This window comes from Streptomyces sp. TOM-9 (assembly GCF_056858595.1).
The window spans coordinates 3236722-3258492 of sequence record NZ_JBXEQB010000001.1 but is presented as its reverse complement, the minus strand read 5'-3'; the positions used below and the strand labels follow the sequence as shown (position 1 = coordinate 3258492).

Here is a 21771-nt window from a genome sequence, read left to right as displayed (position 1 = left end):
CCGGTCCGGGCCACTGCCGTACCAGGAAGCGGCAGTGGGCCGGACCTCTTGACGGGAGCACGACACTTCGCTTCAATCCGCGATGACAGGTCCAGACCAACGGTCCAGACCACTCGCACAGCGCAGCCCCCCGCCGCCCCCCCCACTGGGAGGTCACGTGCTCTTCCGTCGTCAGGTCCCCCGTACCGGATCGCGCAGATCCCGCATCCTCGCCGGCGTCACCGCCGCCTTCCTCGCCGCCGCGGGCAGTCTGATCGCCCTGCCCGGCACCGCCCACGCCGCCAACCTCGTCGCCAACCCGGGCTTCGAGAGCGGCAGCCTCTCCGGCTGGTCCTGCTCCGGCGGATCGGTCGTCGGCAGCCCCGTGCACAGCGGCACCAAGGCACTCGCCGGCGCCGTCAGCAGCAGCGACACCGCCCAGTGCACCCAGACCGTCTCCGTGCAGCCCAACACCGCCTACTCGCTGACCGGCTGGGTGCGCGGCGCGTACGTCTACCTCGGGGTGACCGGCGGTGCGTCCACCTGGACCCCGTCCGCCACCTCCTACACCCAGCTGACCGTCCCCTTCACCACCGGCGCCTCGCAGACCAGCGTCCAGATCTACGTGCACGGCTGGTACACGCAGGGCACCTACAACGCCGACGACATCAGCCTCGACGGCCCCGGCGGCGGGGGCGGCGGTGACACCCAGGCGCCCACCGCGCCCGGCGGCCTCACCTCCACCGGCAAGACCTCCTCCAGCGTCTCGCTGTCCTGGAACGCCGCCACCGACAACACCGGCGTCACCAGCTACGACGTCTACCGCGGCAGCACCCTGGCCACCACCGTGACCGGCACCTCCGCCACCGTCACCGGCCTGGCCGCGAGCACCTCGTACACCTTCACCGTCAAGGCGCGCGACGCCGCGGGCAACACCTCCGCCGCCTCCAACGCCGTGACCGTCACCACCAACGCGGGCGGCGGCGGGGGCACCGGCTTCAAGCAGGCCGCGCCCTACCTCTACCTCGGCTGGGGCGACCCGCCGAGCCCGTCCACGGTGATGAGCGCCACCGGCGTCAAGTGGTTCACGATGGCCTTCATCCTCTCCTCCGGCGGCTGCAACCCCGCCTGGGACGGCTCCCGGCCGCTGACCGGCGGCACCGATCAGTCCACCATCAACGCGATCCGCGCCGCGGGCGGCGACATCGTCCCGTCCATCGGCGGCTGGAGCGGCAACAAGCTCGGCCCCAACTGCTCCACGCCCGAGGCGCTCGCCGGCGCGTACCAGAAGGTCATCGACGCCTACGCCCTCAAGGCGATCGACGTCGACATCGAGAACACCGACGAGTTCGAGAGCGAGGTCGTCCAGGACCGCGTCCTGAACGCGCTCAAGATCGTCAAGCAGAACAACCCCGGCATCCGGACGATCGTCACCTTCGGCACGTCGACGACGGGCCCGAGCTACTGGGGCAACCGCCTCGTCGAGCGGGCCAACGCGCTCGGCGCCAACATCGACGTCTTCACGATCATGCCGTTCGACTTCGGCGGCGGCGCCGACATGTACGGCAACACCGTGAACGCCGCCGAGGGCCTGAAGGCCAAGCTGAAGTCCACCTTCGGCTGGGACGACGCCACCGCCTACGCCCACCTCGGCATCTCCGGCATGAACGGGCTGAGCGACCAGCAGGAGAACACCACCCCGGCCATCTGGACCCAGATCCGGGACTGGGCCAACTCCCACCACATCGCCCGGCTCGCCTACTGGGCCGTCAACCGGGACCGCCCGTGCCCCGGCGGCGGCGTGACCAGCAACTGCTCCGGCATCAGCCAGAGCACCTGGCAGTTCACCTCGATCACCGCCGGCTTCACCGGCTGATCGGACCCCGGCCCCCACGGGTCAGGCGGCGGAGGACACCGTGTCCTCCGCCGCCTTCCGCATGCCCACGGCGTGCTCGTTGGTCCGGGCGTCGTACGCCATCAGCGTCGGCAGGCAGGCGGCCAGCGCCCCGACCGCCGCCACGCACGCCAGCCCGCCGGTCCACACCGAGGTGCGCAGGCCCAGCAGCGCGGCCGAGCCGCCGGCCCGCACCTGGCCGAACTGGGGGCCGATGGTGAAGGAAAGGAGTTCGATGCCGGCCAGCCGGCCGCGCAGCGCGTCGGGGATGGTCTGGTTCCAGATCGTGGCCCGGAACACCCCGCTGATCATGTCGAATGCACCCGCCAGCGCCAGGAAGGCCAGCACCAGCCACACGTTGCGGGACCAGCCCGCCGCCGCCATGCACAGACCGAAGGCCGCCGCGGCCAGCACGATCGCCCGCCCGTGCCGGTGCACCCGCGACGACCAGCCGCCGGTGAGGCTCATCAGCAGCGCACCCGCCGGCAGGGCCGCGTACATCAGGCCCAGCGCCCAGGGCGCGCCCAGGTCGTCCGCCATGAAGGGGAACACGGCGATCGGGAACGCCAGACCGGTCGCCGCGATGTCCACCACGTAGGTGCCCAGCAGTTCCTTACGGCTCCAGGCGTAGCGCGCCCCCTCCGCGATCGAGCTCAGCGAGGGGCGCTTCGCGTCGTGCGAGGGCGGGGAGGGCCGCAGCCCGAGGCCGAGGACGACCGAGAGGGCGAAGGTGAGGGCGTCGACGGCATACGCCCATCGCAGGCCCGCGTACGCGATCAGCACACCCGCGAGGGAGGGCGCCGCGATCGCCCCGATCTGCCAGCGCAGCGCGTTCAGCGAGGCGGCGGCGGTCAGTTGCCCGTGCGGGACGATGCGCTGCACGATCGCGTCCAGTGCCGGCCGCTGGAGCCCGCCCAGCGCGCTGGTCAGCGCGGCGACCACGTACAACGGCCAGAGCACCGGCCGCGGCAGCAAGGCGTTGACCAGGAGCACGGCTGACAGTACCCCGAGGGCCGCCTCCGTCCACAGGATGAGCTTGCGCCGGTCCAGGGCGTCCGCGAGCGCCCCGCCGTAGAGGCCGCAGACGATCAGCGGCACCAGTTCGACGGCGCCGAGGGCGCCGACCGCCAGGGTGGAGCCGGTCAGCTCCTTGACCTGGACCGGGACGGCCACGAAGGTCAGGAAGCTGCCGAAGGTCGTGATCAGGCCCGCGCACCACATCAGGCGGAAGTCGCGCGAGGTCCGCCACGGTGCGAGGTCGGGAAGGAGTCTGGACACGAGGTCGCATGCTCCGCGCGCGGGCCTGCCGGCGCAACCGGATTTCTCCCTGCGCCGGGCACGGGCGGGGCACCGGCGGCCCGGTCAGCGCATCAGCCCCGCGGCCGCCAGCCGCTGCCGGACCACCGCGACGGCGGTGTCGTCCAGCGCGACCTGCGGGGGCGCCGTGGCCGCGCAGCCGATGACGCCGCGCAGCCGCAGCGCCGCCTTGAAGGCACCCAGCGCCGAGGAACTCGGGCCCATCGCAGCGGAGTCCGCGCCCGCGTCGACGATGGCGTAGAGCCGCGCGAGCCGGTCCTGCTCCGCCGCGGCCTCGCGCCAGCGTCCCGCGACGGCGTGCGCGTGGAGCCGTACGTAGCCGTGCGGATCCACGTTGCCGAGGCCGGGGACGACGCCGTGCGCGCCCGCCAGGAGGGCGCCGTCCACCGCGAGTTCGGACCCGGTGAGCAGGGCGAAGGAGGAGTCCAGGCCGCGGTGGCGCAACTCGGTGAGCAGCCGGCGCATGGGGCCGTCGGCGCCGCTGCTGTCCTTCAGGCCGGCCAGGGTGCCCTCCTCCGCGAGGGCCAGCACGGTCGCGGCGGGCAGCTTGGTGTGCACCGCCGAGGGGATGTCGTACGCGAACAGCGGCAGCCCGCCGGCCCCGTCCCGCACCCGCCGGAAGTGGTCGGCGATCTCCACCGGATGCGTCGCCGCGTAGAAGGGCGCGGTCGCCACCAGGGCGTCGGCGCCCGCCGCGACGGCGGCCCGCGCGTGCTCCAGGACACGCGGGGTGGTCATGTCGACGACGCCGGCGAGCACGGGCACCCGGCCCCCGACGGCCTCCACGACCGCCGTGAGCGCGGTGCGCCGCTGCGCGTCGGTGAGGAAGGCCGTCTCGCCGCTGGACCCCAGGGCGAAGACCCCGTGCACCCCGGCCGAGAGCACATGTCCGACCAGGGCGCGCAGGCCCTCGGTGTCCACGTCCCCCGTCTCCGTGAGCGGGGTGCACAGAGGTGGTACGACCCCGCGCAGCGGGCGGAGCGGATCGGTCCCGTTTGCGGTCATGGACCGCTTCCTACCAGCTCGCGGGCGGTGGCGACACCAACTGCTCGGCGAGCCGCGCGAGTCGGGGCAGCCGGTCCCGCAGCCGCACCCGGCGTCCGGCCGCCGCGCTGACCAGGTGCTGCAGCACGTCCATGCCGACCTCGGAGGGCTCCGGCGGCACGGTCAGCGCCTCGTGCGCCAGCCCGCGCAGCTCCGGGTCGCCCGCGTCCATCGCCAGCACTGTCGCACCGGAGCGCCGCGCGTCCTCCACCCGCTCCAGCAGCCCGGCCCCGGCCCGCACGGGGGTGACCACCAGCACCGTCTCGCCCCTGCGGGCCGCCTCCAGGCGGGCCGTCCCGACCGCGAGGTGCGCAGGCGCGCCCGGCGGCACGCGGTGCCGCACCAGCGTCGGCGACAGCTCCGGCAGCCCGCTCCAGGCGGCCTCGTCGTCCAGATGGGCCGCCATGTGCCAGGGCTCGTACTCCCCGCTGCCGACCAGCAGCAGCCCGCCCGCGGGCCCCCGGCGGACGGACCCGCGCAGGGAGCCGGCGAAGGACCGGGTCAGCTCCGGCCACTCGCTCCCGGCCAGCAGTTCACGGACGACCTCGACCCGTACGGCATCCATGCACCGCATCCTCGCGGACCATGCACCGGCCGGGCCCCGCTTCGCGCCGTGCTCACCCGAACGGGGTCAGTCCGTGCCGTCCGCGGGCAGGGCCCTGGACACCCGCTCCCTCACGTCCGTGAAGTGCCGCCGCATGGCGGCCCTGGCCGCGCCCGCGTCCCCGGTGCGCAGTGCGCCGACGACGGCGCGGTGGTTGGCGACGACGCGCTCGGCCGGGTCGTCGGCGGGCGCCAGGGTGGCGCCGACCTCGTGGTAGGCGCTCCGGAACAGGTCCACGAGCTGCAGCACGAGCTCGTTGCCGCAGGAGGCGTAGAGCAGCGCGTGGAAGGCCCGGTCCGCGTCGGGGTCGTCGACCATCCGGGCGGCGAGCGCGTCGAGTTCGTCCAGCCGCTGCGCCGGTATCGTCCCGGCGACCTCGCCTATCAGGCCGACCTCGAGCAGCTCGCGCACTGCGACGAGGTCGGCGAGGGCGCGCACCCGGGACCGCAGGTGGAAGGTGAGCGAGGGCATCAGCACCCGCAGCGGCGCCTCTCCGACGAACGTCCCCGTGCCGTGCCGGATCTCCACGATGCCGAGCGCCTGCAGCGCGCGCACCGCCTCCCGCACGCTGTTGCGGCTCGCACCGAGCAGGTCCATCAACTGCGGCTCGGTCGGCAGGGTGGCGCCGGGGGCGAGCCGCTGCTCGTGGATCAGCTCGATGATGCGGTCCTGGAGCCTCGGGCCGCGGCTCCTGCCGACGGTTCTGGTCACGGGCGGCTGCCTTTCCCTGTGCTGTCGTGCACTTTTGACGTTCCGTCAGCTGTCCCGTGCGACCCGCACGGGACAAGGGACGTCCAGCGTCCACCCCGCGGCCGCGCATCGGGAGGCAACACCGATGTCATACCTCACATCCGTCGTCCCCCGAGCCAATACCGGCGTGTACGGGGGCTTTCACGCACCGCGGAGCGCCCGCGACGCGGGGCGGAGCGGGACGCGTCACAACGCCTGCGCGGGCCATGCACCGCCCCCACCTGGCAGGATCGCGGTATGACTGTTGACAGTGGCAATGAGACCCCCGCCCCCAAGGCCCCGGCGAAGGACCCCTGGGAGCTGCCGGACGTGTCCGGCCTCGTCGTCGGCGTCCTCGGCGGCACCGGCCCGCAGGGCCGCGGCCTGGCGTACCGGCTCGCCAAGGCCGGCCAGCAGGTGGTCATCGGCTCGCGCGCCGCGGACCGCGCCCAGGCCACGGCCGACCGGCTCGGCCTCGGGGTGCAGGGCGCCGACAACGCGGAGACCGCCCGCCGCAGCGACGTCGTCATCGTCGCCGTCCCCTGGGAGGGCCACGGCGAGACCCTCCAGGCACTGCGCGGCGAACTCGCCGGCAAGCTCGTCGTCGACTGCGTCAACCCGCTGGGCTTCGACAAGCAGGGCGCCTACGCCCTGAAGCCGCAGGAGGGCAGCGCCGCCGAGCAGGCCGCCGCGCTGCTGCCGGAGTCCCGGGTCACCGCCGCCTTCCACCACCTGTCCGCGGTGACCCTCGAGGACCCGGAGATCGACTCGATCGACACCGACGTCCTCGTGCTCGGCGACAGCCGTGCCGACACCGACCTGGTCCAGGCCCTGGCCGCGCGCATCCCCGGCATCCGCGGCGTCTTCGCCGGCCGGCTGCGGAACGCGCACCAGGTGGAGGCGCTGGTCGCCAACCTGATCTCGGTCAACCGCCGCTACAAGGCCCACGCCGGTCTGCGCCTGACCGACGTCTAGGCCCGCGGGGGCATGGGGGACAATGGGCGGGTTCGCGACCGACCCGACAGGAGCCGCCCCCCATGCCCCGCCTCGCCCTCTACGCGCTCGTCCTGTGCGCGCTCGCCGTGGCCGCCGCCGTCGTGTCCTTCGTGGAGGGCAGCTGGCTCGGTGTCTTCTGGATCCTGATCGCGGGCCTCACCAGCAACATGTGCTGGTACTACCTGCGCAAGGCGAAGGCCGAGCGGGAGTCCGCCGAGCAGCGGATCACTGGCTGAACGGGTCGCCCTTCCAGAACTGGAAGAAGGCGTAGCCCAGGCTCGACAGCCAGTCCGGGATCCCGAAGACCGCCATCACCGAGTCGACGAAGCCGAAGAACGCTGAGTTGACCTCGGGGATCCACAGCACACCGAAGACGGCCAGCAGCCCGAACTGCCCGAACGGCTCCAGCTGGCGCCGCGTCCGGTACGACAGCCAGGGCTCGATCACGCCGTAGCCGTCCAGGCCCGGCACCGGCAGCAGGTTCAGGATCGCCGCCGTGACCTGCAGCATCGCCAGGAACGCCAGCGCCGACGCGAAGGGCGCGTGGGCCTGGTCCAGGGAGACGACGCCGAAGGTGAAGGGCAGCATCAGGGCGATCGCGAACAGCACGTTGGTCAGCGGGCCCGCGGCCGAGATGAGGCTGTGCTTCCAGCGGCCGCGGATCCTGCCCCGCTCGATGAAGACGGCGCCGCCGGGCAGGCCGATGCCGCCCAGGATCACGAAGATCACCGGCAGCACGATGCTCAGCAGCGCGTGCGTGTACTTCAGCGGGTTCAGGGTCAGGTAGCCCTTGGCCCCGATCGAGATGTCGCCGCCGTGCAGCGCGGTACGGGCGTGCGCGTACTCGTGCAGGCACAGGGAGACGATCCAGCCGGACACGACGAACAGGAACACGGCGAAGCCGGTGCTGGTGGAGAAGTCCGTCCACACCGCCCAGCCCGAGACGGCCATGATCGCGGCCAGGCCCAGGAAGATCGGGCTGATCTGCCGTTCACTGCGGGTTGCTGCGGTGGTCATCGTGCGGGCTCCTGCGGAGGCGGTGCGGCATCGGTCGTGGTGCTGGCCGCCCGATGATGCCATCCGGCCGCCGCCGGGCACACCCACGGCGGGATAACGCCCCGGCGACGCCGGACGTTCCTGCGGCCCGTCGGCGACGCCCGGGTCGCGACCGCGTTGCGATACGTCATCGATCGCTCCCGCTCCGTCGCCGCGGGGGCCACGGCGGGCGCACCCTGAAGTCGTCCGGGGCCGGGGGGCCCGAGGACGGGGTCAGGACGGGGGAGCCATGACGTGGAAGAGGTTCGCCGTTCCGGCGCTGCTCGGCATCGCCGTGTGCGGCACGCTGACCGGATGCACCGTGGCGGTGGGCGGGGTCACCGGCATCGCCGTGAGCGAGGACGGCAGGCCGCTGGGGGTGATGCTGGTCTGCCGCGACCACATCGACGGGGCCACGCTGTACGACTCCGACGACTCCGACGACGCGGACGACTCGGCCCGCCTCGGCAGGTGGAGCCGCGCGAAGCCGGCCACGGGGTTCACGGTGTGGTCGCTGGAGAGCGGCGGCAGGGGCTGGCGGGCGGAGGTGCCGGCGTCGGCCGCCTTCGCACCGCACCGCACGTACAGCCTGTACGGCTGGACCGGGGACAACTCCTCGTCGACGGCTCACGTGACGTTCACGGCGGCGCAGTTCGCGAGCCTCGAGCCCGGGCAGGTCCGCTGGTACAAGGGGGAGGGGGAGCCGGGTACGGACCGGGACGGGAACGCCACGACGTCGATGGGGGAGTTTCGGGCGGAGGGGTGCGAAGGGATGTGACCGGGGCATCGTGTTGCGGCCGGTTGTTGTGTGCGGGTTGTATGCGCCTGCGGCGGGCGTCCACCCGCCCTCCCTCCCCCAGCCTTCGGCCGGGGGGACCCCCATCCGGCGCGGTTGGTGCGGGCTTCGCGCGTGCGTGGTGGGCCGGGGTCGGGGCCTCCGGGGCTGGGCATTCTGGACCGCATATTTATGTGCATGGCGGGCGGTCCAGGTCGGACCCCGGATGCCGCACAACACATACACGTCAGCGTCCAGAACGCCCACCCCAACGACCCCGCCCCCTCCGTATCGTGCGGCGACCAACGGCCGGTGGGGGTTCAGAAGGCGGTGCGGGGTTGCCGCAGGTGCCCTTCTGACCCCCCACCGGCCGTCGTGCGCTCATACGACGGGAGGGAGTGTGGCGGGGTGCGCCCGGAAGCGACGAGCGGCGGACCCGGGCGCCGAATGATGTGGACGTGAACCGCGAGCGCTGTGGGGGTCCCCCCGGCCGAAGGCTGGGGGAGTGCGCCGGCGCGGCACCGACCCCACCCCAACAGAGCGCAGGCCCGCACTGACCGCGCCGGGCAATCGGGAGGGCGGGCGGGGGAGAAACCCCAACCGCAACCACAATGGCGCCGCACACGACAACGGGCCGCAATCACAACCCGGGAGCGGGGGTACCGGGGGCTCGGACAGAATGGGGGCGTGCGTTACGGCATTCTCGGGACGACCCAGGCTCACCGCGGCGACGGCACCGTCGTGCCGCTGGCCGGTACGCGGCTGAGGGCGCTGCTCGCCGCGCTGGCGCTGCGCCCCGGGCGGGTGCGGACCACCGAGGCGCTGATCGACGAGGTGTGGGAGGGCGAACCGCCCGCCGACGCGACCGGGGCGCTACAAGCCCTGGTCGCCAGGTTGCGCCGGGCCGTGGGTCATGAGGCCGTGGGCTCGGTGGACGGCGGCTACCGCCTGGTCGCCGCGCCGGACGCCGTGGACCTGTACCGCTTCGAGCGGCTCGTGGAGGACGGCGGCCGGGCGCTCGCCGACGGCGACGCCGCCAAGGCCGCCGAGGCGCTGGACTCCGCGTTGGCGCTGTGGCGCGGCCCGGTGCTCGCCGACCTTCCGGACCGGGCGTCCGTCGCGCCCCGCTACGACGCGCTGCGGCTGGACGCCCGGCGGCTGCGGATCACCGCCGAGGTGGCGCTCGGCCGCGCCGAGCAGGTGCTGCCGGAGGCGGTGGAGCTGGCGGTGGCCCATCCGCTGAACGAGGCGGTGCAGGTGCTGCGGCTGCGTGCGCTGCGCGAGGCGGGCCGGGGCGCCGACGCGCTGGTGGCGTACGAGGAGGTGCGGCGCGAGCTCGCCGACACGCTGGGCACCGATCCGGGCCCGGAGCTGCGGGCCCTCCACGCCGAGCTGCTGAATCCTTCCGCCCCCGCCCCCGCCGGGGCCGCCGCGCCGGCGCCCGTGTCCGGGAGCCCGGCGCGGCTCGGCAACGCGCGGGCCCGGCTGACCAGTTTCGTCGGCCGCGAGGCGGACCTGTCCGCGATCGCCGCGGATCTTGCGGTGGCGCGGCTGGTCACCGTCACGGGCCCCGGCGGCACCGGCAAGACCCGCCTGTCGCAGGAGGCCGGCGACCTGGTCGCCGGGCGCTGGCCGGACGGCGTCTGGTTCGCGGAACTGGCGCCCGTGGAGGACCCGCGCACCGTGGCCGTGGCCGTGGTGAACGCGCTGGGCCTGCGCGAGACGCTGCTGCACGCGGCCTCGGCGACCGAGGCGGCGCTGGCCGCGGAGGCGAAGGGGGCCGCCGCCAAGGACCCGCTGCTGCAGCTCACCGAGTACTGCGCGGAGCGCCGCATGCTGCTGGTCCTGGACAACTGCGAGCACGTGATCGGCGCCGCCGCGGAGCTCGCGGAGCGGCTGCTCGCGCACTGCCCCGGTGTGGCGGTGCTGGCCACCAGCCGTGAACCGCTCGGTGTGCCCGGCGAGTTGATCCGGCCGCTGGACCCGCTGCCGGAGCCCCCCGCCCTGCGGCTGCTCGCCGACCGCGGCGCGGCGGCCCGCCCCGGCTTCACCCCGGACGAGGACCCGGAGGCCTGCGCGGAGCTGTGCCGCAGGCTCGACGGACTGCCGCTCGCCATCGAACTGGCCGCGGCCCGGCTCCGGATGATGACGCCCCGCCAGCTCGCGGACCGGCTCGACGACCGCTTCCGCATCCTCACCGCGGGCAGTCGCACCGTGCTGCCCCGGCAGCAGACGCTGCGCGCGGTCGTCGACTGGAGCTGGGGCCTGCTCAGCGAGGCCGAACGGATCGTGCTGCGACGCTTCGCGGTGTTCGCCGGCGGCTGGGACCTGGCCGCCGCCGAGGCGGTGTGCGGCGAGGACGGCGGCGCCGTGGACGCCCGGGACGTCGCCTCCGTCCTGGCCTCGCTCGTCGACAAGTCGCTGGTCGTCGCCGACCTCGCCGAGGACGGCGCGCGCTACCGGATGCTGGAGACGATCGGCGAGTACGCGGCCGAACGCCTCGACGAGGCCGGTGAGCGCGACACCGTGGGGCGCCGCCACACCACGTACTTCCGCGAGTACGTGCGCACCGCCGACCCCGAGCTGCGCGGGCCGCGCCAACTGCTCTGGCTGGACCGGCTGGAGCGCGAGCACGAGAACCTGCGGGCGGCGATCCGCCGGGCGGTGGACACCGGGGACGAGCAGGAGGCGCTCTGCCTGGTGCTGGCCTGCAGCTGGTTCTGGGAGATGCGCAACTACCGCAGCGAGATCGGCCACTGGCCCGCCGTGGTGGTCGCGATGAGCCCGGTGGACGCCTTCGCCGAGCCGGTACGGCTCCCGCCGCTGGACCGCGGGCCGCTGGAGGACCCGCCGCCGATGACGCCGCAGCAGCTCACCGAGGCGCGGCGCTGGGTGCGCACCGGCGAGGTGTTCGCGTACATGGGCGAGCACGACGTGTGGAACGATCCGAGGCTGGTCGGTCTGGGCGAGGCGATCATCGAGGCCTACCCGCCGGAGCTGCCGCAGTCCAGCCTGCGGCCCGGGCTGTTCCGCGTGCTCGGCGCGATGCTGACCGGTCGCTTCGACCGCATGCCCGAGCTCATCGACGGCACGGTGGAGAGCTGCCGGCTGCACGGCCGGGTGTGGGAGCTGGCGTTCGCGCTGCAGTTCCGCGCCAAGGTGATGAACGACGTGGAGGGCCGGCTCGACGCCTCCATGGACGACATCCGCGAGGCCAGGGAGTTGTTCGGCCGGGTCGGCGACGACTGGGGCATGGCCGAGGCGCTGGCGGCGGAGGCCGAGGCGAGCGCCAACGCCGGCGACTGGGCGCGTGCCGCGGACAGCTGCCGACTGGCCATCGAGCTCGCCCGCAAGCTCGGTGCGTACCAGCACGTGCCGATCATGATGGTCCGCCTCGGCGACGCCCTCGCCAACGCCGGCGACCTGGAGGAGGGGGAGCGGCTGATCCGCGCGGGAGTCGCCGAGGCCGCGTCCTTCCGGCCGGTGGGCGACGACGCGGGCTACTACGGCAGGGTGCTGCTCATCGCCCTGCTCGCCCGGCGCGGTGAACTGGACGAGGCCTTCGCGCTGCTCGACGCCATGCAGGCCGACCCGCCGCGCGGCATGCCCTCGTTCATCGTCGGACTGCTCGCCGCCGTCCGCGGCTGGCTCACCGGCATGGCGGGCGACCCGTACGGGGGGCTGCCCCATCTCGCCGAGTCCGTCGCCTACATGGAGGGGCATCCGCTCAGCCCGGTCATCGGGCCGCGTATCGGCGTGCTGCTCTTCCCGCCGGGCGTCGCGCTCTTCACCGGGATCGCAGGGCTGCGCAGCGGCGACGACGTCCGCGGCCCCGCGCGCCGCGCCGCGGTGGTGCTGGGCGCGCACGACGCGCTGCGGCAGACCGCCTGCACCCCGTGGGAGCGGACGAGCATGGACGAGGACGCGGTGCGGCTGCGCGGGTACCTGGGTGAGGAGGACTTCGCGGCGGCCTACCGCGAGGGCGGGGGGCTCACCTTCCCCGAGGCGGTAGAGCTGCTGCGCGAGCCCGTCTGACGCGTCCTCAGCCCGCCTTCTTGCGGGGCGTCGCCTTCTTCGCCGTGGTCTTCTTGGCCGCCGCCTTCTTCGCGGGGGCCTTCCCGGCGGCCGCCTTCTTCGCCGGGGCCTTGCCGGAGGCGGTCTTCTTCGCTCCGGCCTTCTCCCCGCCGCGGGCGTCGATGCTGGCCTGGAGCGCGGCCATCAGGTCCACCACGTTGTCGGGGGCGGCGGTGACCTCGGCCATCTCGGGGACGGGTTCGCCCTCCAGCCGGGCGGCGACGAGTTCGTCCAGCGCGTGCTGGTACTCGTCGTGCATCGACTCCAGGTCGAAGTCCTCGGAAAGGGTGTCCATCAGGCTCTGCGCCATCTTCAGCTCCTGCGGCCGCACGGTGACCTTCTCCGGCGGCGCCAGCCCCTCCGCGGCGCGGAGCTCGTCGGGCCAGTACATCGTGTGCAGGACCAGCACGTCCTGGTGGACGCGCAGCAGCGCCAAGGACTCGCGGGTGCGCAGCGCGATCTTGGTGACGGCGGCCTTGCCGCTGCTGCTCAGGGCCTCGCGGAGCAGGACGTACGGCTTGGCGGCGGCGGTCTCCGCGCCGACGTAGTAGGCCCGCGACAGGGACAGCGGGTCGATCTCGTCGGCGTCGACGAAGGCGAGCACGTCGATCAGCTTCTTGCTGGGCAGGGGGAGGGCGGCCAGGTCCTCATCGGTGAGCACCACCGTGCGGCCGGTCTCGTCCTCGTACCCCTTGGCGATCTCCGCGTAGGGGACCTCCTTGCCCTCCTTCTCGCAGTACCGCTTCATGCGGATGCGGCCGCCGTCCTCGGCGTGCACCTGGTGCAGGGAGACGCCGTGCTCCTCGGTGGCCGCGTAGAGCTTGACCGGAATGGAGACCAGCCCGAAGCCGATCGCACCTTTCCACATGGATCGCATACTTTTGTCCCTTTCCGGGGACTTTCCAGACTATGCCCGCCCCGTCAGCCTCGCCCGACCGGCAGACGGTCGAGGTGGACGGCCGCCGCGTGGTCCTCACCCACCTGGACAAGGTCGTCTTCCCGGTCACCGGTCACACCAAGGCACAGCTGCTGCAGTACTACGCCCGCGTCGCCCCGGTGCTGGTGCCGCACGCCGCCGGTCGCCTCGCCTCCTTCGTCCGCGCCCCCGAGGGCCCGCACGCCCAGCGCTGGTTCGCCAAACGCCCGCCCGGCGGCACGCCCGACTGGGTGACCACCGCCGGGGAGGCCGACGAGCCGCACATCGTCGTCGACTCCACCCCGGCCCTGGTCACCATGGCCAACCTCGGCGCCTGGGAGGTGCACGTCCCGCAGTGGACCGTGGCGGGCGGACGCGACGCCCACGACCGCCTCGTCCTCGACCTCGACCCCGGCGAGGGCGCCGACCTCGTCCTCTGCTGCCGGGTCGCCGAACGCCTGCGGCAGATGATGGAGGACGACGGGCTCGTCTCCTTCCCCGTCACCTCCGGCAGCAAGGGGCTCCACCTCTACGCGCCGCTGCGTCCCGCCGCCGAGGCCGCGGCCACGGGCTACGCCAAGGCACTCGCCACCCGCATGCGCGACGAGCACCCCGGCCTCGTCGTGTTCTCCATGACCCGCAGCCTGCGCGCCGGGAAGGTCTTCATCGACTGGTCCCAGAACGCCTCCGCGAAGACCACCGCCTGCCCCTACACCCTGCGGCTGCGCGACCGCCCGGGCGTCGCGACCCCCGTCACCTGGGACGAGGTCGCCTCCTGCCGGAAGGCGGAGGACCTCGCCTTCACCCCGGAGGAGGTCCTGCAGCGCACCGCCGACCACGGCGACCCGCTGGCCGCCCTGGACGACCCCGCCGGCCGCGGCACCCTGCCGTGACGGGCGCCCCCTCGTGACCGATCCCCTCCCGCTCCCCGTGCGCGTCGCCCTCGCCCGCCGCGTCGACACCGTTCCCGCGGCCGACGCCCTCCCCGGCGGCTGCGCCTACGAGCCGAAGTTCGACGGCCACCGCATGGTCGTGCTCACCGACCCCGTACGCCTGCAGACCCGTTCCGGCCGGCTCGTGACGGCCACCTTCCCCGAGATCGCGGAGGCCGCCGGGGCCCTGCCGGCCGGCACCGTCCTCGACGGCGAGGTCGTCATCTGGCGGGACGGCCGCGTCGACTTCGGTGCCCTCCAGCGCCGCGCCCTGCGCGGGTCGCGCCGCCGTACCGACCTCCCCGCCAATTACGCGGCCTTCGACCTGCTCGCCGCCGCCGGCACCGACCTGCGCGGCCGGCCGTACCACGAACGTCGCGCGGCCCTCGTCGCCCTGCTGGAACCGCTCGGGCCGCCGCTGCAGGCCGTGCCCATGACGACCGACCGCGACGAGGCCGTCCACTGGTACGCCTCGCTCGCCCCGCTCGGCATCGAGGGCCTCGTCGTCAAGGGCCGCGGTCAGCGCTACCGTCCCGACCGCCGCGACTGGCTCAAGCTCCGCCACGCCGTCCCGCAGGACGCCGAGGCCATCGGCTTCACCGGCACTCCCCGCGCCCCCCGCGCCCTCGTCCTCGACCTCGGCGACGGCCCCTTCGCCACCGCGCCCCTGGACGCCCCCCTCCGCACCCGGCTCGCCGCGCTCCTCGTCCCCCCGCCGCCCCCGCCCGGCGCGACCCTCGACGACGGCACCCCCTACCGCCCCCTCCCCGCACCGCTCCCCGTCGAGATCCTCCAGGGCGAGGGCCGCCACGCCCTGACCACGGTGCTCCGCCTGCGGCCCGACGCCTGACCGCGGGGAGGACCGCGGGCAGGAGTGCACCACCCCACCCCGGAAAGGCCGTTGAGCAGCGGTCGGCGGGGGAATACGATGGCGCGTCGCCGCTCGGCCCGTCGCGGGCGACTCCCCCTTCGGTTCCCAGGAGACCCCTTCCGGCATGCGTGCGTTCCTCCAGGCCGTCCGGCTGCTCGTGCTGCTGCTCGGCTTCTACGTCATGGCCGTCGGCCTGCTCGCGTCGATCGTCGCCGCGGACGTCGTCCTCACCGACGTCGCGCTGCGACAGGGCTACGTGACCTGCCTGTTCCTGGGCATCAGCGTCGCCTTCGCCTCACCGCTGGTGTCGGGCCTGTTCGCCTCCGTCCGCGGCGTCAACCGTCACCGGCCGGCCGGGGTGCGGGTGACCGCGGACGAACAACCGGAGCTGTGGGCGCGTGTGCGCCGGGTGGCCGAGGCCATGGAGACGGCCGCCCCCGTGGAGATCTGGCTCGTGGCGGAGCCGGTGGCGGCCGTCTGGCAGAGCTCCTGGGTGCTCGGCCTGGTCGCCGGGCGCCGGCGGATGGTGCTGGGCATCCCGTACCTGACGGGGCTGACGGAACGCCAGATCGACGCGGTCATCGCCCACGAACTCGGCCACTTCGCCCGGCGCGACACCCTCCTGGCGGGGCTGGCCGCCCGCAACCGCGCCGGCCTGATGCGGGTCCTGGAGCGGTACGCCGAGGACGGCAACGGCATCGGCCACGCGATGGGCTCGATGTTCGCCGGCTACGCCCGCTTCTGCCTGCGGACGACGCAGGCCCAGGCACGCCTCGGGGAACTCGCCGCGGACCGCGCCGCCGCGCGGATCGCCGGACGGGACACCACCGCCGCCGCCCTGCGGCGCATCCCCCTGCTCGACGCCGCGCACACCCGCTACGTCCGGGAGTACGCCGGCATCGGCACCGCGCTCGGTCTGCTCCCTCCGGCCGAGGAGGTGCACCCCGGCTTCGGCGCGTTCCTGGACAGCGGCACCTGGCGGGAGGAGGAGCGGCGGCTGATCGCCGACCCGCCCCGGGAGAAGACCTCGCCCTACGACTCGCACCCCCCGATGCGCGAGCGGGTCGCGGCGATCGAGGCGCTGCCCGCGGACGCCGCCGGGACGTTCCCCGGCGAGCCGGCACCGGCGGGCGCCGGCCTGCTCGGGGATCCCGTGGCAACCGGTGCCCGCACCGTGCTGGCGCTCCCCGGTGCCGCCGGGCTGCGGCAGCTGCCCTGGCGGGACCTGGCCGCCGAGGTGGGGACGGCGGAGCTCGGCGCCGAGACGACGCCGGTGCTCCGGGCCGCCCGCGCGGTCCTGCGCACCCCCGCGGACCTCGGGATGCTGCTGGACGCCCTCGACGCCGGACGCTGGCCGGAGGTCGTCGACTGCATGCCGCGCCCCGGCCACGGGGGCCACATGCTCCTCGACGACTCCCTGCGGGCGCGCGCCCGCGCCGATGCCGCGGACGGGCTGTACTCCCTGGCGCTGGCCGCCCTGGTCGAGGACGGCCGGGCCCGCTGGGAACTGGACTGGGAACGCGGCAGGCACCTGGAGTTCGACGAGGGCGTCCACGCCGCCCTGGACCGTGCCGTGGACGCCGCCGTGTCCCCGCAGGACGCAGCGGAACCGGACAGCTCGGGCCTGCGGGAACTCCTCGGGCTGCCCGTGGACCGGGCACCGGCTCAGACCTGAGACGCCGCGGCCGGCACCTCGCGGGTGCGGGTCCAGCGCAGCAGGGTGTCCGCGTCCCAGGTGTTGACCACCCGCTGCGGAGGGACGCCGCACTCCTCGGCGCGGGCACAGCCGTGGATCTGCCAGTCCAGCTGGCCGGGGGCGTGGGCGTCGCTGTCGATGCTGAAGAGGACCCCGGCCTCCACGGCCTTGCGCAGCAGCCGCCGCGGCGGGTCGAGGCGGTCCGGGCGGCTGTTGATCTCCACGGCCACCCCGAAGCGCTCGCAGGCGGCGAAGACCAGGTCCGCGTCGAACTCCGACTCCGGGCGCAGCTTGCCGGCCACCAGCCGTCCCGTGCAGTGCCCCAGCACGTCCACCAGCGGATTGCTGATCGCGGAGATCATCCGCCGGGTCATCGCGTCCCGGTCCATCCGCAGCTTGGAGTGGACGGACGCGACGACGACGTCCAGCCGGTCCAGCAGCTCCGCGTTCTGGTCGAGGGCGCCGTCCGCGAGGATGTCGCACTCGATGCCGGTCAGCAGCCGGAAGGAGCCGGGGAGACGGGCGCCGACCTCGGCCACCACCTCCAGCTGGGCGCGCAGCCGCTCGGCGGTGAGCCCCCGGGCGACGGTCAGCCGGGGGGAGTGGTCGGTGAGCGCCGCCCACTCGTGGCCCAGCTCCATCGCGGTGCGGGCCATCGTCTCGATCGGGCTGCCGCCGTCGGACCAGTCCGAGTGCAGATGGCAGTCGCCGCGCAGCGCGGCCCGCATCCGCCGCCCCGCGCCGCCCTCCGGCCGGGGGACCGCGTCCGCGGCGCCCTCCGCCAGCCGGGTCAGGTAGGCGGGCCGGTCGCCCGCCAGCGCCTCCCGGACGACGGCGGCGGTCTTCGGGCCGAGCCCCTTGACCTCCTCCAGGCCGCCCGGCCGTTCCGCGCGCCGCCGGAGTTCCTCCGGCGGCATCGCGGAGACGGTGGCGCAGGCCCCGCGGAAGGCACGGACCCGGTACGTCGGGGCGCCGTCCCGCTCCAGCAGGAAGGCGATCCGGTCCAGCGCCTCGACGGGGTCCATGCCTCCAGGATCAGGTCTTGTTGCGGAACCTCGCCACCGCCAGCGGCGCGCTGATCACCGTGATGCCCACGGCCCACATCAACGTCATCATCGCCGAGTGCGCGACCGCACCGCCGTTGATCAGGTTGCGGGAGGCGTCGGCGAGGTTGGACAGCGGGTTGTAGCGGGTGAAGGCCTCCAGCCAGCCCGGCATGGTCGTGGGCTTGGCGAAGATCGAGCTCCCGAACTGCAGCGGCAGGACGACGATCATGGCGAGTCCCTGGACGGACTGGGGGGTCCGGGCGACCAGACCCAGGAGGATGAAGACCCACATCAGCGAGGCCCCGAAGGTCAGCGACAGCACCACCGCGCCCACCAGCCCGAACACACCGTTGTCCACGTGCAGTCCGAGGATGAAGCCCATCACGAGGAGGATCACCGTGGCGACCAGCGCCCGGCCGATCTCCACCACGATCTTCGCGATCAGCACGGAGGAGCGGGCGATGGGCATCGTGCGGAAGCGGTCCATCACCCCGGTCTTGAAGTCCGAGTTGACGCCCGTGCCGACGGCCATGGCGATGTTCATGCCCATCATGGCCATCAGGCCGGGCACCATGTAGTTGACGTACTTCTCCTGGCTGCCCTCCAGCGCGCCGCCGAAGACGTACACGAACAGCAGCGTGAAGACGATCGGCATCAGCAGCGCGTCGAACATCGACTCCGGGTCCTGCCGGATCTGCAGGACGTTGCGCCGCACGAGGGCGCCGATGTGCCGGAGGTTGGCGCGCAGCCCGATCCGCGGATCGGCGGTGGCGGCCTTGGCGTTCCCCGCGGGGACGGTGACGGCGGTCATGCCGCGAGCTCCTCTCGGTCCCGGGTGCCGCTGCCGCGCGTGACGGCCAGGAACACCTCGTCCAGGCTGGGCAGATGGGTGTCGATGCCGGCGATGGCGAAGCCGTGCGTGCCGAGCGCGGCCACGACGTCCGTCAGCTGCTCGTCGCTGAGGATGGGCACGTTGAGCACCCCGCCCGCGTGGTCCGGCACGGCCTGCGTCCCCGTGCCGAGCACCGTCGCCATCGCGTCCAGCTCCCCGGGGTCCACCGGCCGTACCTGCAGGGTCCGGCCGCCGACCTTCGCCTTCAGTTCCTCGACCCGGCCGCCGGCGATCACCCGGCCGCGGTCGATGACCGTCAGCTCGTGCGCGAGCTTCTCGGCCTCCTCCATGTACTGCGTGGTCAGCAGCACGGTCGAGCCGTCCGCGACCATGTTCTGCACCTCGTCCCACACCTCGTTGCGGGTGCGGGGGTCCAGGCCGGTGGTGGGCTCGTCCAGGTACAGCACCGCCGGCCGGCCGATCATCGACGCTGCCAGGTCCAGGCGGCGGCGCATGCCGCCGGAGTACTCCTTGGCGGGCTTGCGGGCGGCGTCCGTCAGCGAGAACCGCTCCAGCAGCTCGTCCGCCCTGCTCCGGGCGTCCCGCCGGGACAGGTCCAGCAGCCTGCCGATCATGTAGAGGTTCTCGCGGCCCGACAGGGACTCGTCGACCGACGCGTACTGCCCGGTCAGCCCGATCACCCGGCGCAGCTGCCGGGGCTGCGCCACCACGTCGTAACCGGCCACCGTCGCCGTGCCGGCGTCCGGCCGGACCAGCGTGGACAGGATCCGCACCAGCGTCGTCTTCCCGGCGCCGTTCGGCCCCAGCACGCCGAGTACGGTCCCCTGCCGCACGTCCAGGTCCACCCCGTCGAGGGCCTTCGTCTCCCCGTAGCGCTTCACGAGCCCCCGCACCCTGACGGCGGCGTCCGCGCTCTTGGCATCCCGTTGTGTCATGCCGCCACGGTCGCGCGCCCCACCGACACGGCGCCGACATATCGCTGACAGCCCCACCGACACGGTGCCGACGCGCCACCGGAGAACGCCCGAGGGGGGACGCGCACCGCGCGTCCCCCCTCGGGCATCGGCCCCGCAGGGCCTACGTGGTGACCGACACCAGCCGCTGGCCCTGGGACGTGACGACGTCGAACCGGGAGATGGAGTCCGGCTGCATCCCCGCCGACCCGTCCAGCGTGAGCGGGTTGGGCTGGTCGGAGGTGCCGTAGCCGGCCGTCGGGACGCTCCAGGTGCCGACCGTCTGCTGGGAGCCGTCCTTGCCGACGACGACCAGGCGGCAGGTCAGCGGGCCCTGGACCCCGGCGAGGGTGAGGCCGACCTCGCTGCCCCACTTCTTCTCGTTGACACCGACCGTCGCCTTGACGCCCGTGGAGTTGTCGGTGCCCTTGAACTGCTCCGCGTAGACCCTGGCCTGGGCGTCGTCGGAGCCGCCGCCGGAGGCGAGCACCGCGACGGTGGGGCCCGCCACGATCAGCGCCACCGAGGCGGCGAGCGCGAACATCCTGCGCCGGGCGCGGGTCCTGCGGTCGTCCGACACCTTGCCGAGGAGACGTCCGAGCACCTTGTCGCCGCTGGGCGGGAGGGGCACTCCGGCGCCGGCGGGAGCGAGTTCGGCGAGTACCGGCACGAGACCGCTCAGCTCGTCGAGTTGCTGTCCGCACTGGTGGCAGATGGCGAGATGCTCCTCGAAGCGCGCCATGTCGGCGTCGTCGAGCACACCGAGGACGTACGCCCCGACGTCGACGTGCGGGTCGTGGGGGGTACCTGCCCCGGAGCCGTAACCGTAGACCGTCACGAGGTGGTCACACCCCTTTCCTCAAGAGCGATTTTCAGGGAGCGGAGGGCGTAGAAGACGCGCGAGCGCACGGTGCCGGGCGGTACCCCCAGCGCCGCCGCGGCCTCGTTGACCGTCCGGCCCTTGAAGTACGTTTCGATCAGCACCTGGCGGTGGGCCTCGGTGAGATCATCCAGTGCGTCGGAGATCGTCATCAGCCTCAGGGAGCGTTCGAGTTCGTCCTCGGCCGGGAGCTGGTCGAGGGCGGCCGGTGAGGCCTCCGGGGGCCGTGCCTGACGGCTGCGGTGGCCGTCGATCACGATCCGCCGGGCGACCGTCACCAACCAGGGCCGCAGGGAACGGGCGCCCGGGTCGAGCCGGGACGCGCTCTTCCACGCGCGCAGCAGGGTCTCCTGCACGACGTCCTCGGCCAGGTAGCGGTCACCGCCGACCAGCCGAAGAACGTATGCGAAGAGCGCACCCGCGTGTTCGCGGTAGAGCGCCCGCATGAGGTCCTCTTCGGGGACCCCACCTGAGCGATGGTCGGCCACGAGCGCATCCTGCCCTACTGATCGCTGGGGGTCGAGTCCTCTCAATGCCTGCTGTCCCATCAGTACCCGTCTGACCCGTTCTCGGAGGAGGCGCTCTTCGGCTGCGCGGGCGCCCCGGCCTTCTCGCCGTCCGGGGTGGCCGCGTACCAGGTGCGGTTCGCGCCCTGGCCCTTGGTGTCGCCCGGGTTCTTGTCGCCCGCGAAGTGGTAGAGCGGCATTCCGTTGAGCGTGAGCTGCATCGTGCCGTCGGGGCGCTTCACGCTGCCGACCAGGTTCTGGTCCACGCCCTGCACCTGGGTGTCCGAGACCGCGGCGGCCGGCAGCCACTGGGTCGCGCACTCGCCGGTGCAGGTCGAGGTCGGCGGGTTGGGCTTGTCCTGCTCGAAGCGGTACAGCACCCAGCCCTTCTCGTCGGTGACCAGCTTGCCGAGCTGGGCGTTGTCGACGGTCCGGAGGCCGGGCGCCGGTGCGGGCTGCGACGCCTGGATCGCGCCCACCGGGGGACTGGCATTGTCGACGCCCGCGTTGCAGGCGGTGGCGACGATCAGCGCGGCGGAGGCGAATGCCCCCGCCCCCACCGATCGGCGCAACTTCGGAACGTTCATGCCACGGCCCCCGGCACTTTCTCGTCGGTGCTCCGCCCCTGGTGGGCGGTTGCCCACTCATACGGGGGTGAGGGCCGGTGTACT

General features: G+C 73.7%; 20 protein-coding genes. 8 read left to right on the top strand and 12 right to left on the bottom strand.

The window, feature by feature from the left end:
• Positions 1 to 157: 157 nt before the first annotated feature.
• Positions 158 to 1855 (top strand): carbohydrate binding domain-containing protein, encoded by a 1698-nt coding sequence (locus AC1VWI_RS15245; RefSeq protein WP_499511549.1) that lies wholly within the window; start codon positions 158 to 160, stop codon positions 1853 to 1855.
• A 21-nt stretch (positions 1856 to 1876) separates the two neighbouring features.
• Here AC1VWI_RS15245 and AC1VWI_RS15240 read toward each other — a convergent pair whose 3' ends face one another.
• The 4 genes from AC1VWI_RS15240 to AC1VWI_RS15225 form a co-directional block, all read right to left on the bottom strand.
• A complete protein-coding gene (locus AC1VWI_RS15240; protein ID WP_499511548.1) occupies positions 1877 to 3151 on the bottom strand; it encodes an MFS transporter in 1275 nt (424 codons plus the stop codon).
• An 84-nt stretch (positions 3152 to 3235) separates the two neighbouring features.
• Positions 3236 to 4195, bottom strand: a complete 960-nt coding sequence (locus tag AC1VWI_RS15235; RefSeq protein WP_499511547.1) for a dihydrodipicolinate synthase family protein — start codon at positions 4193 to 4195, stop codon at positions 3236 to 3238.
• 10 nt (positions 4196 to 4205) lie between these two features.
• On the bottom strand, positions 4206 to 4799 hold the full coding sequence (locus AC1VWI_RS15230) for a hypothetical protein (protein ID WP_499511546.1): 594 nt from the start codon (positions 4797 to 4799) through the stop codon (positions 4206 to 4208).
• Between the two features lie 66 nt (positions 4800 to 4865).
• Positions 4866 to 5549 carry a FadR/GntR family transcriptional regulator gene (locus tag AC1VWI_RS15225; RefSeq protein ID WP_499511545.1) on the bottom strand — a complete coding sequence of 228 codons (684 nt, stop codon included), beginning with the start codon at positions 5547 to 5549 and terminating at the stop codon, positions 4866 to 4868.
• Between the two features lie 276 nt (positions 5550 to 5825).
• Between AC1VWI_RS15225 and npdG the strand changes: the two genes are divergently transcribed.
• Both npdG and AC1VWI_RS15215 read left to right on the top strand, forming a co-directional pair.
• Entirely contained in the window at positions 5826 to 6542 is a 717-nt protein-coding gene (npdG, locus tag AC1VWI_RS15220) for an NADPH-dependent F420 reductase (protein WP_499511544.1), read from the top strand.
• Between the two features lie 62 nt (positions 6543 to 6604).
• Positions 6605 to 6799, top strand: a complete 195-nt coding sequence (locus tag AC1VWI_RS15215) for a hypothetical protein (protein WP_499511543.1) — start codon at positions 6605 to 6607, stop codon at positions 6797 to 6799.
• On the opposite strand, the gene AC1VWI_RS15210 is transcribed toward AC1VWI_RS15215, so the two are convergent.
• Entirely contained in the window at positions 6789 to 7580 is a 792-nt protein-coding gene (locus AC1VWI_RS15210; protein ID WP_499511542.1) for a site-2 protease family protein, read from the bottom strand. The genes AC1VWI_RS15215 and AC1VWI_RS15210 overlap by 11 nt on opposite strands.
• 268 nt (positions 7581 to 7848) lie before the next feature.
• On the opposite strand from AC1VWI_RS15210, the gene AC1VWI_RS15205 reads away from it, so the two are divergent.
• A complete protein-coding gene (locus tag AC1VWI_RS15205) occupies positions 7849 to 8376 on the top strand; it encodes a hypothetical protein (RefSeq protein WP_499511541.1) in 528 nt (175 codons plus the stop codon).
• A gap of 684 nt (positions 8377 to 9060) precedes the next feature.
• Complete coding sequence (locus AC1VWI_RS15200; RefSeq protein WP_499511540.1) at positions 9061 to 12408, top strand: ATP-binding protein; 3348 nt, start codon at positions 9061 to 9063, stop codon at positions 12406 to 12408.
• 7 nt (positions 12409 to 12415) lie between these two features.
• On the opposite strand, the gene ku is transcribed toward AC1VWI_RS15200, so the two are convergent.
• On the bottom strand, positions 12416 to 13315 hold the full coding sequence (gene ku / locus AC1VWI_RS15195) for a non-homologous end joining protein Ku (RefSeq protein ID WP_499511539.1): 900 nt from the start codon (positions 13313 to 13315) through the stop codon (positions 12416 to 12418).
• Between the two features lie 41 nt (positions 13316 to 13356).
• Here ku and ligD point away from each other — a divergent pair, with 41 nt between their 5' ends.
• The 3 genes from ligD to AC1VWI_RS15180 all read left to right on the top strand — a co-directional run bounded on the left by ligD (position 13357) and on the right by AC1VWI_RS15180 (position 16841).
• Positions 13357 to 14256 (top strand): non-homologous end-joining DNA ligase, encoded by a 900-nt coding sequence (gene ligD / locus AC1VWI_RS15190; RefSeq protein WP_499511538.1) that lies wholly within the window; start codon positions 13357 to 13359, stop codon positions 14254 to 14256.
• Between the two features lie 13 nt (positions 14257 to 14269).
• The gene (locus AC1VWI_RS15185; protein WP_499511537.1) at positions 14270 to 15145 is read left to right on the top strand and encodes an ATP-dependent DNA ligase; all 876 of its coding nucleotides are present in this window, start codon (positions 14270 to 14272) and stop codon (positions 15143 to 15145) included.
• 145 nt (positions 15146 to 15290) lie between these two features.
• A complete protein-coding gene (locus AC1VWI_RS15180; protein WP_499511536.1) occupies positions 15291 to 16841 on the top strand; it encodes a M48 family metallopeptidase in 1551 nt (516 codons plus the stop codon).
• On the opposite strand, the gene AC1VWI_RS15175 is transcribed toward AC1VWI_RS15180, so the two are convergent.
• From AC1VWI_RS15175 to AC1VWI_RS15150, 6 genes are all read right to left on the bottom strand, one after another.
• Positions 16832 to 17887 carry a PHP domain-containing protein gene (locus tag AC1VWI_RS15175; protein ID WP_499511535.1) on the bottom strand — a complete coding sequence of 352 codons (1056 nt, stop codon included), beginning with the start codon at positions 17885 to 17887 and terminating at the stop codon, positions 16832 to 16834. The two genes, AC1VWI_RS15180 and AC1VWI_RS15175, sit on opposite strands and share 10 nt — an antisense overlap.
• Before the next feature lie 10 nt (positions 17888 to 17897).
• The gene (locus AC1VWI_RS15170) at positions 17898 to 18719 is read right to left on the bottom strand and encodes an ABC transporter permease (protein ID WP_499511534.1); all 822 of its coding nucleotides are present in this window, start codon (positions 18717 to 18719) and stop codon (positions 17898 to 17900) included.
• Positions 18716 to 19696 carry an ATP-binding cassette domain-containing protein gene (locus AC1VWI_RS15165; protein ID WP_499511533.1) on the bottom strand — a complete coding sequence of 327 codons (981 nt, stop codon included), beginning with the start codon at positions 19694 to 19696 and terminating at the stop codon, positions 18716 to 18718. Before AC1VWI_RS15165 ends, AC1VWI_RS15170 begins: the two co-directional genes overlap by 4 nt.
• Positions 19697 to 19838: 142 nt before the next feature.
• On the bottom strand, positions 19839 to 20552 hold the full coding sequence (locus tag AC1VWI_RS15160; protein WP_499511532.1) for an anti-sigma factor family protein: 714 nt from the start codon (positions 20550 to 20552) through the stop codon (positions 19839 to 19841).
• A complete protein-coding gene (locus tag AC1VWI_RS15155) occupies positions 20549 to 21142 on the bottom strand; it encodes a sigma-70 family RNA polymerase sigma factor (protein ID WP_089221762.1) in 594 nt (197 codons plus the stop codon). Before AC1VWI_RS15155 ends, AC1VWI_RS15160 begins: the two co-directional genes overlap by 4 nt.
• Entirely contained in the window at positions 21142 to 21687 is a 546-nt protein-coding gene (locus tag AC1VWI_RS15150; RefSeq protein WP_499511531.1) for a hypothetical protein, read from the bottom strand. The genes AC1VWI_RS15155 and AC1VWI_RS15150 overlap by 1 nt, the downstream gene beginning before the upstream one ends.
• Between the last annotated feature and the right edge of the window lie 84 nt (positions 21688 to 21771).

Bases quoted from the DNA above. Each gene is read 5' to 3' on its own strand.
- AC1VWI_RS15235 (WP_499511547.1), bottom strand. From the start codon at position 4,195: ATGACCGCAAACGGGACCGATCCGCTCCGCCCGCTGCGCGGGGTCGTA.
- AC1VWI_RS15230 (WP_499511546.1), bottom strand. From the start codon at position 4,799: ATGGATGCCGTACGGGTCGAGGTCGTCCGTGAACTGCTGGCCGGGAGC.
- npdG (WP_499511544.1), top strand. From the start codon at position 5,826: ATGACTGTTGACAGTGGCAATGAGACCCCCGCCCCCAAGGCCCCGGCG.
- AC1VWI_RS15215 (WP_499511543.1), top strand. From the start codon at position 6,605: ATGCCCCGCCTCGCCCTCTACGCGCTCGTCCTGTGCGCGCTCGCCGTG.
- AC1VWI_RS15210 (WP_499511542.1), bottom strand. From the start codon at position 7,580: ATGACCACCGCAGCAACCCGCAGTGAACGGCAGATCAGCCCGATCTTC.
- AC1VWI_RS15205 (WP_499511541.1), top strand. From the start codon at position 7,849: ATGACGTGGAAGAGGTTCGCCGTTCCGGCGCTGCTCGGCATCGCCGTG.
- ku (WP_499511539.1), bottom strand. From the start codon at position 13,315: ATGTGGAAAGGTGCGATCGGCTTCGGGCTGGTCTCCATTCCGGTCAAG.
- ligD (WP_499511538.1), top strand. From the start codon at position 13,357: ATGCCCGCCCCGTCAGCCTCGCCCGACCGGCAGACGGTCGAGGTGGAC.
- AC1VWI_RS15180 (WP_499511536.1), top strand. From the start codon at position 15,291: ATGCGTGCGTTCCTCCAGGCCGTCCGGCTGCTCGTGCTGCTGCTCGGC.
- AC1VWI_RS15175 (WP_499511535.1), bottom strand. From the start codon at position 17,887: ATGGACCCCGTCGAGGCGCTGGACCGGATCGCCTTCCTGCTGGAGCGG.
- AC1VWI_RS15170 (WP_499511534.1), bottom strand. From the start codon at position 18,719: ATGACCGCCGTCACCGTCCCCGCGGGGAACGCCAAGGCCGCCACCGCC.
- AC1VWI_RS15165 (WP_499511533.1), bottom strand. From the start codon at position 19,696: ATGACACAACGGGATGCCAAGAGCGCGGACGCCGCCGTCAGGGTGCGG.
- AC1VWI_RS15155 (WP_089221762.1), bottom strand. From the start codon at position 21,142: ATGGGACAGCAGGCATTGAGAGGACTCGACCCCCAGCGATCAGTAGGG.
- AC1VWI_RS15150 (WP_499511531.1), bottom strand. From the start codon at position 21,687: ATGAACGTTCCGAAGTTGCGCCGATCGGTGGGGGCGGGGGCATTCGCC.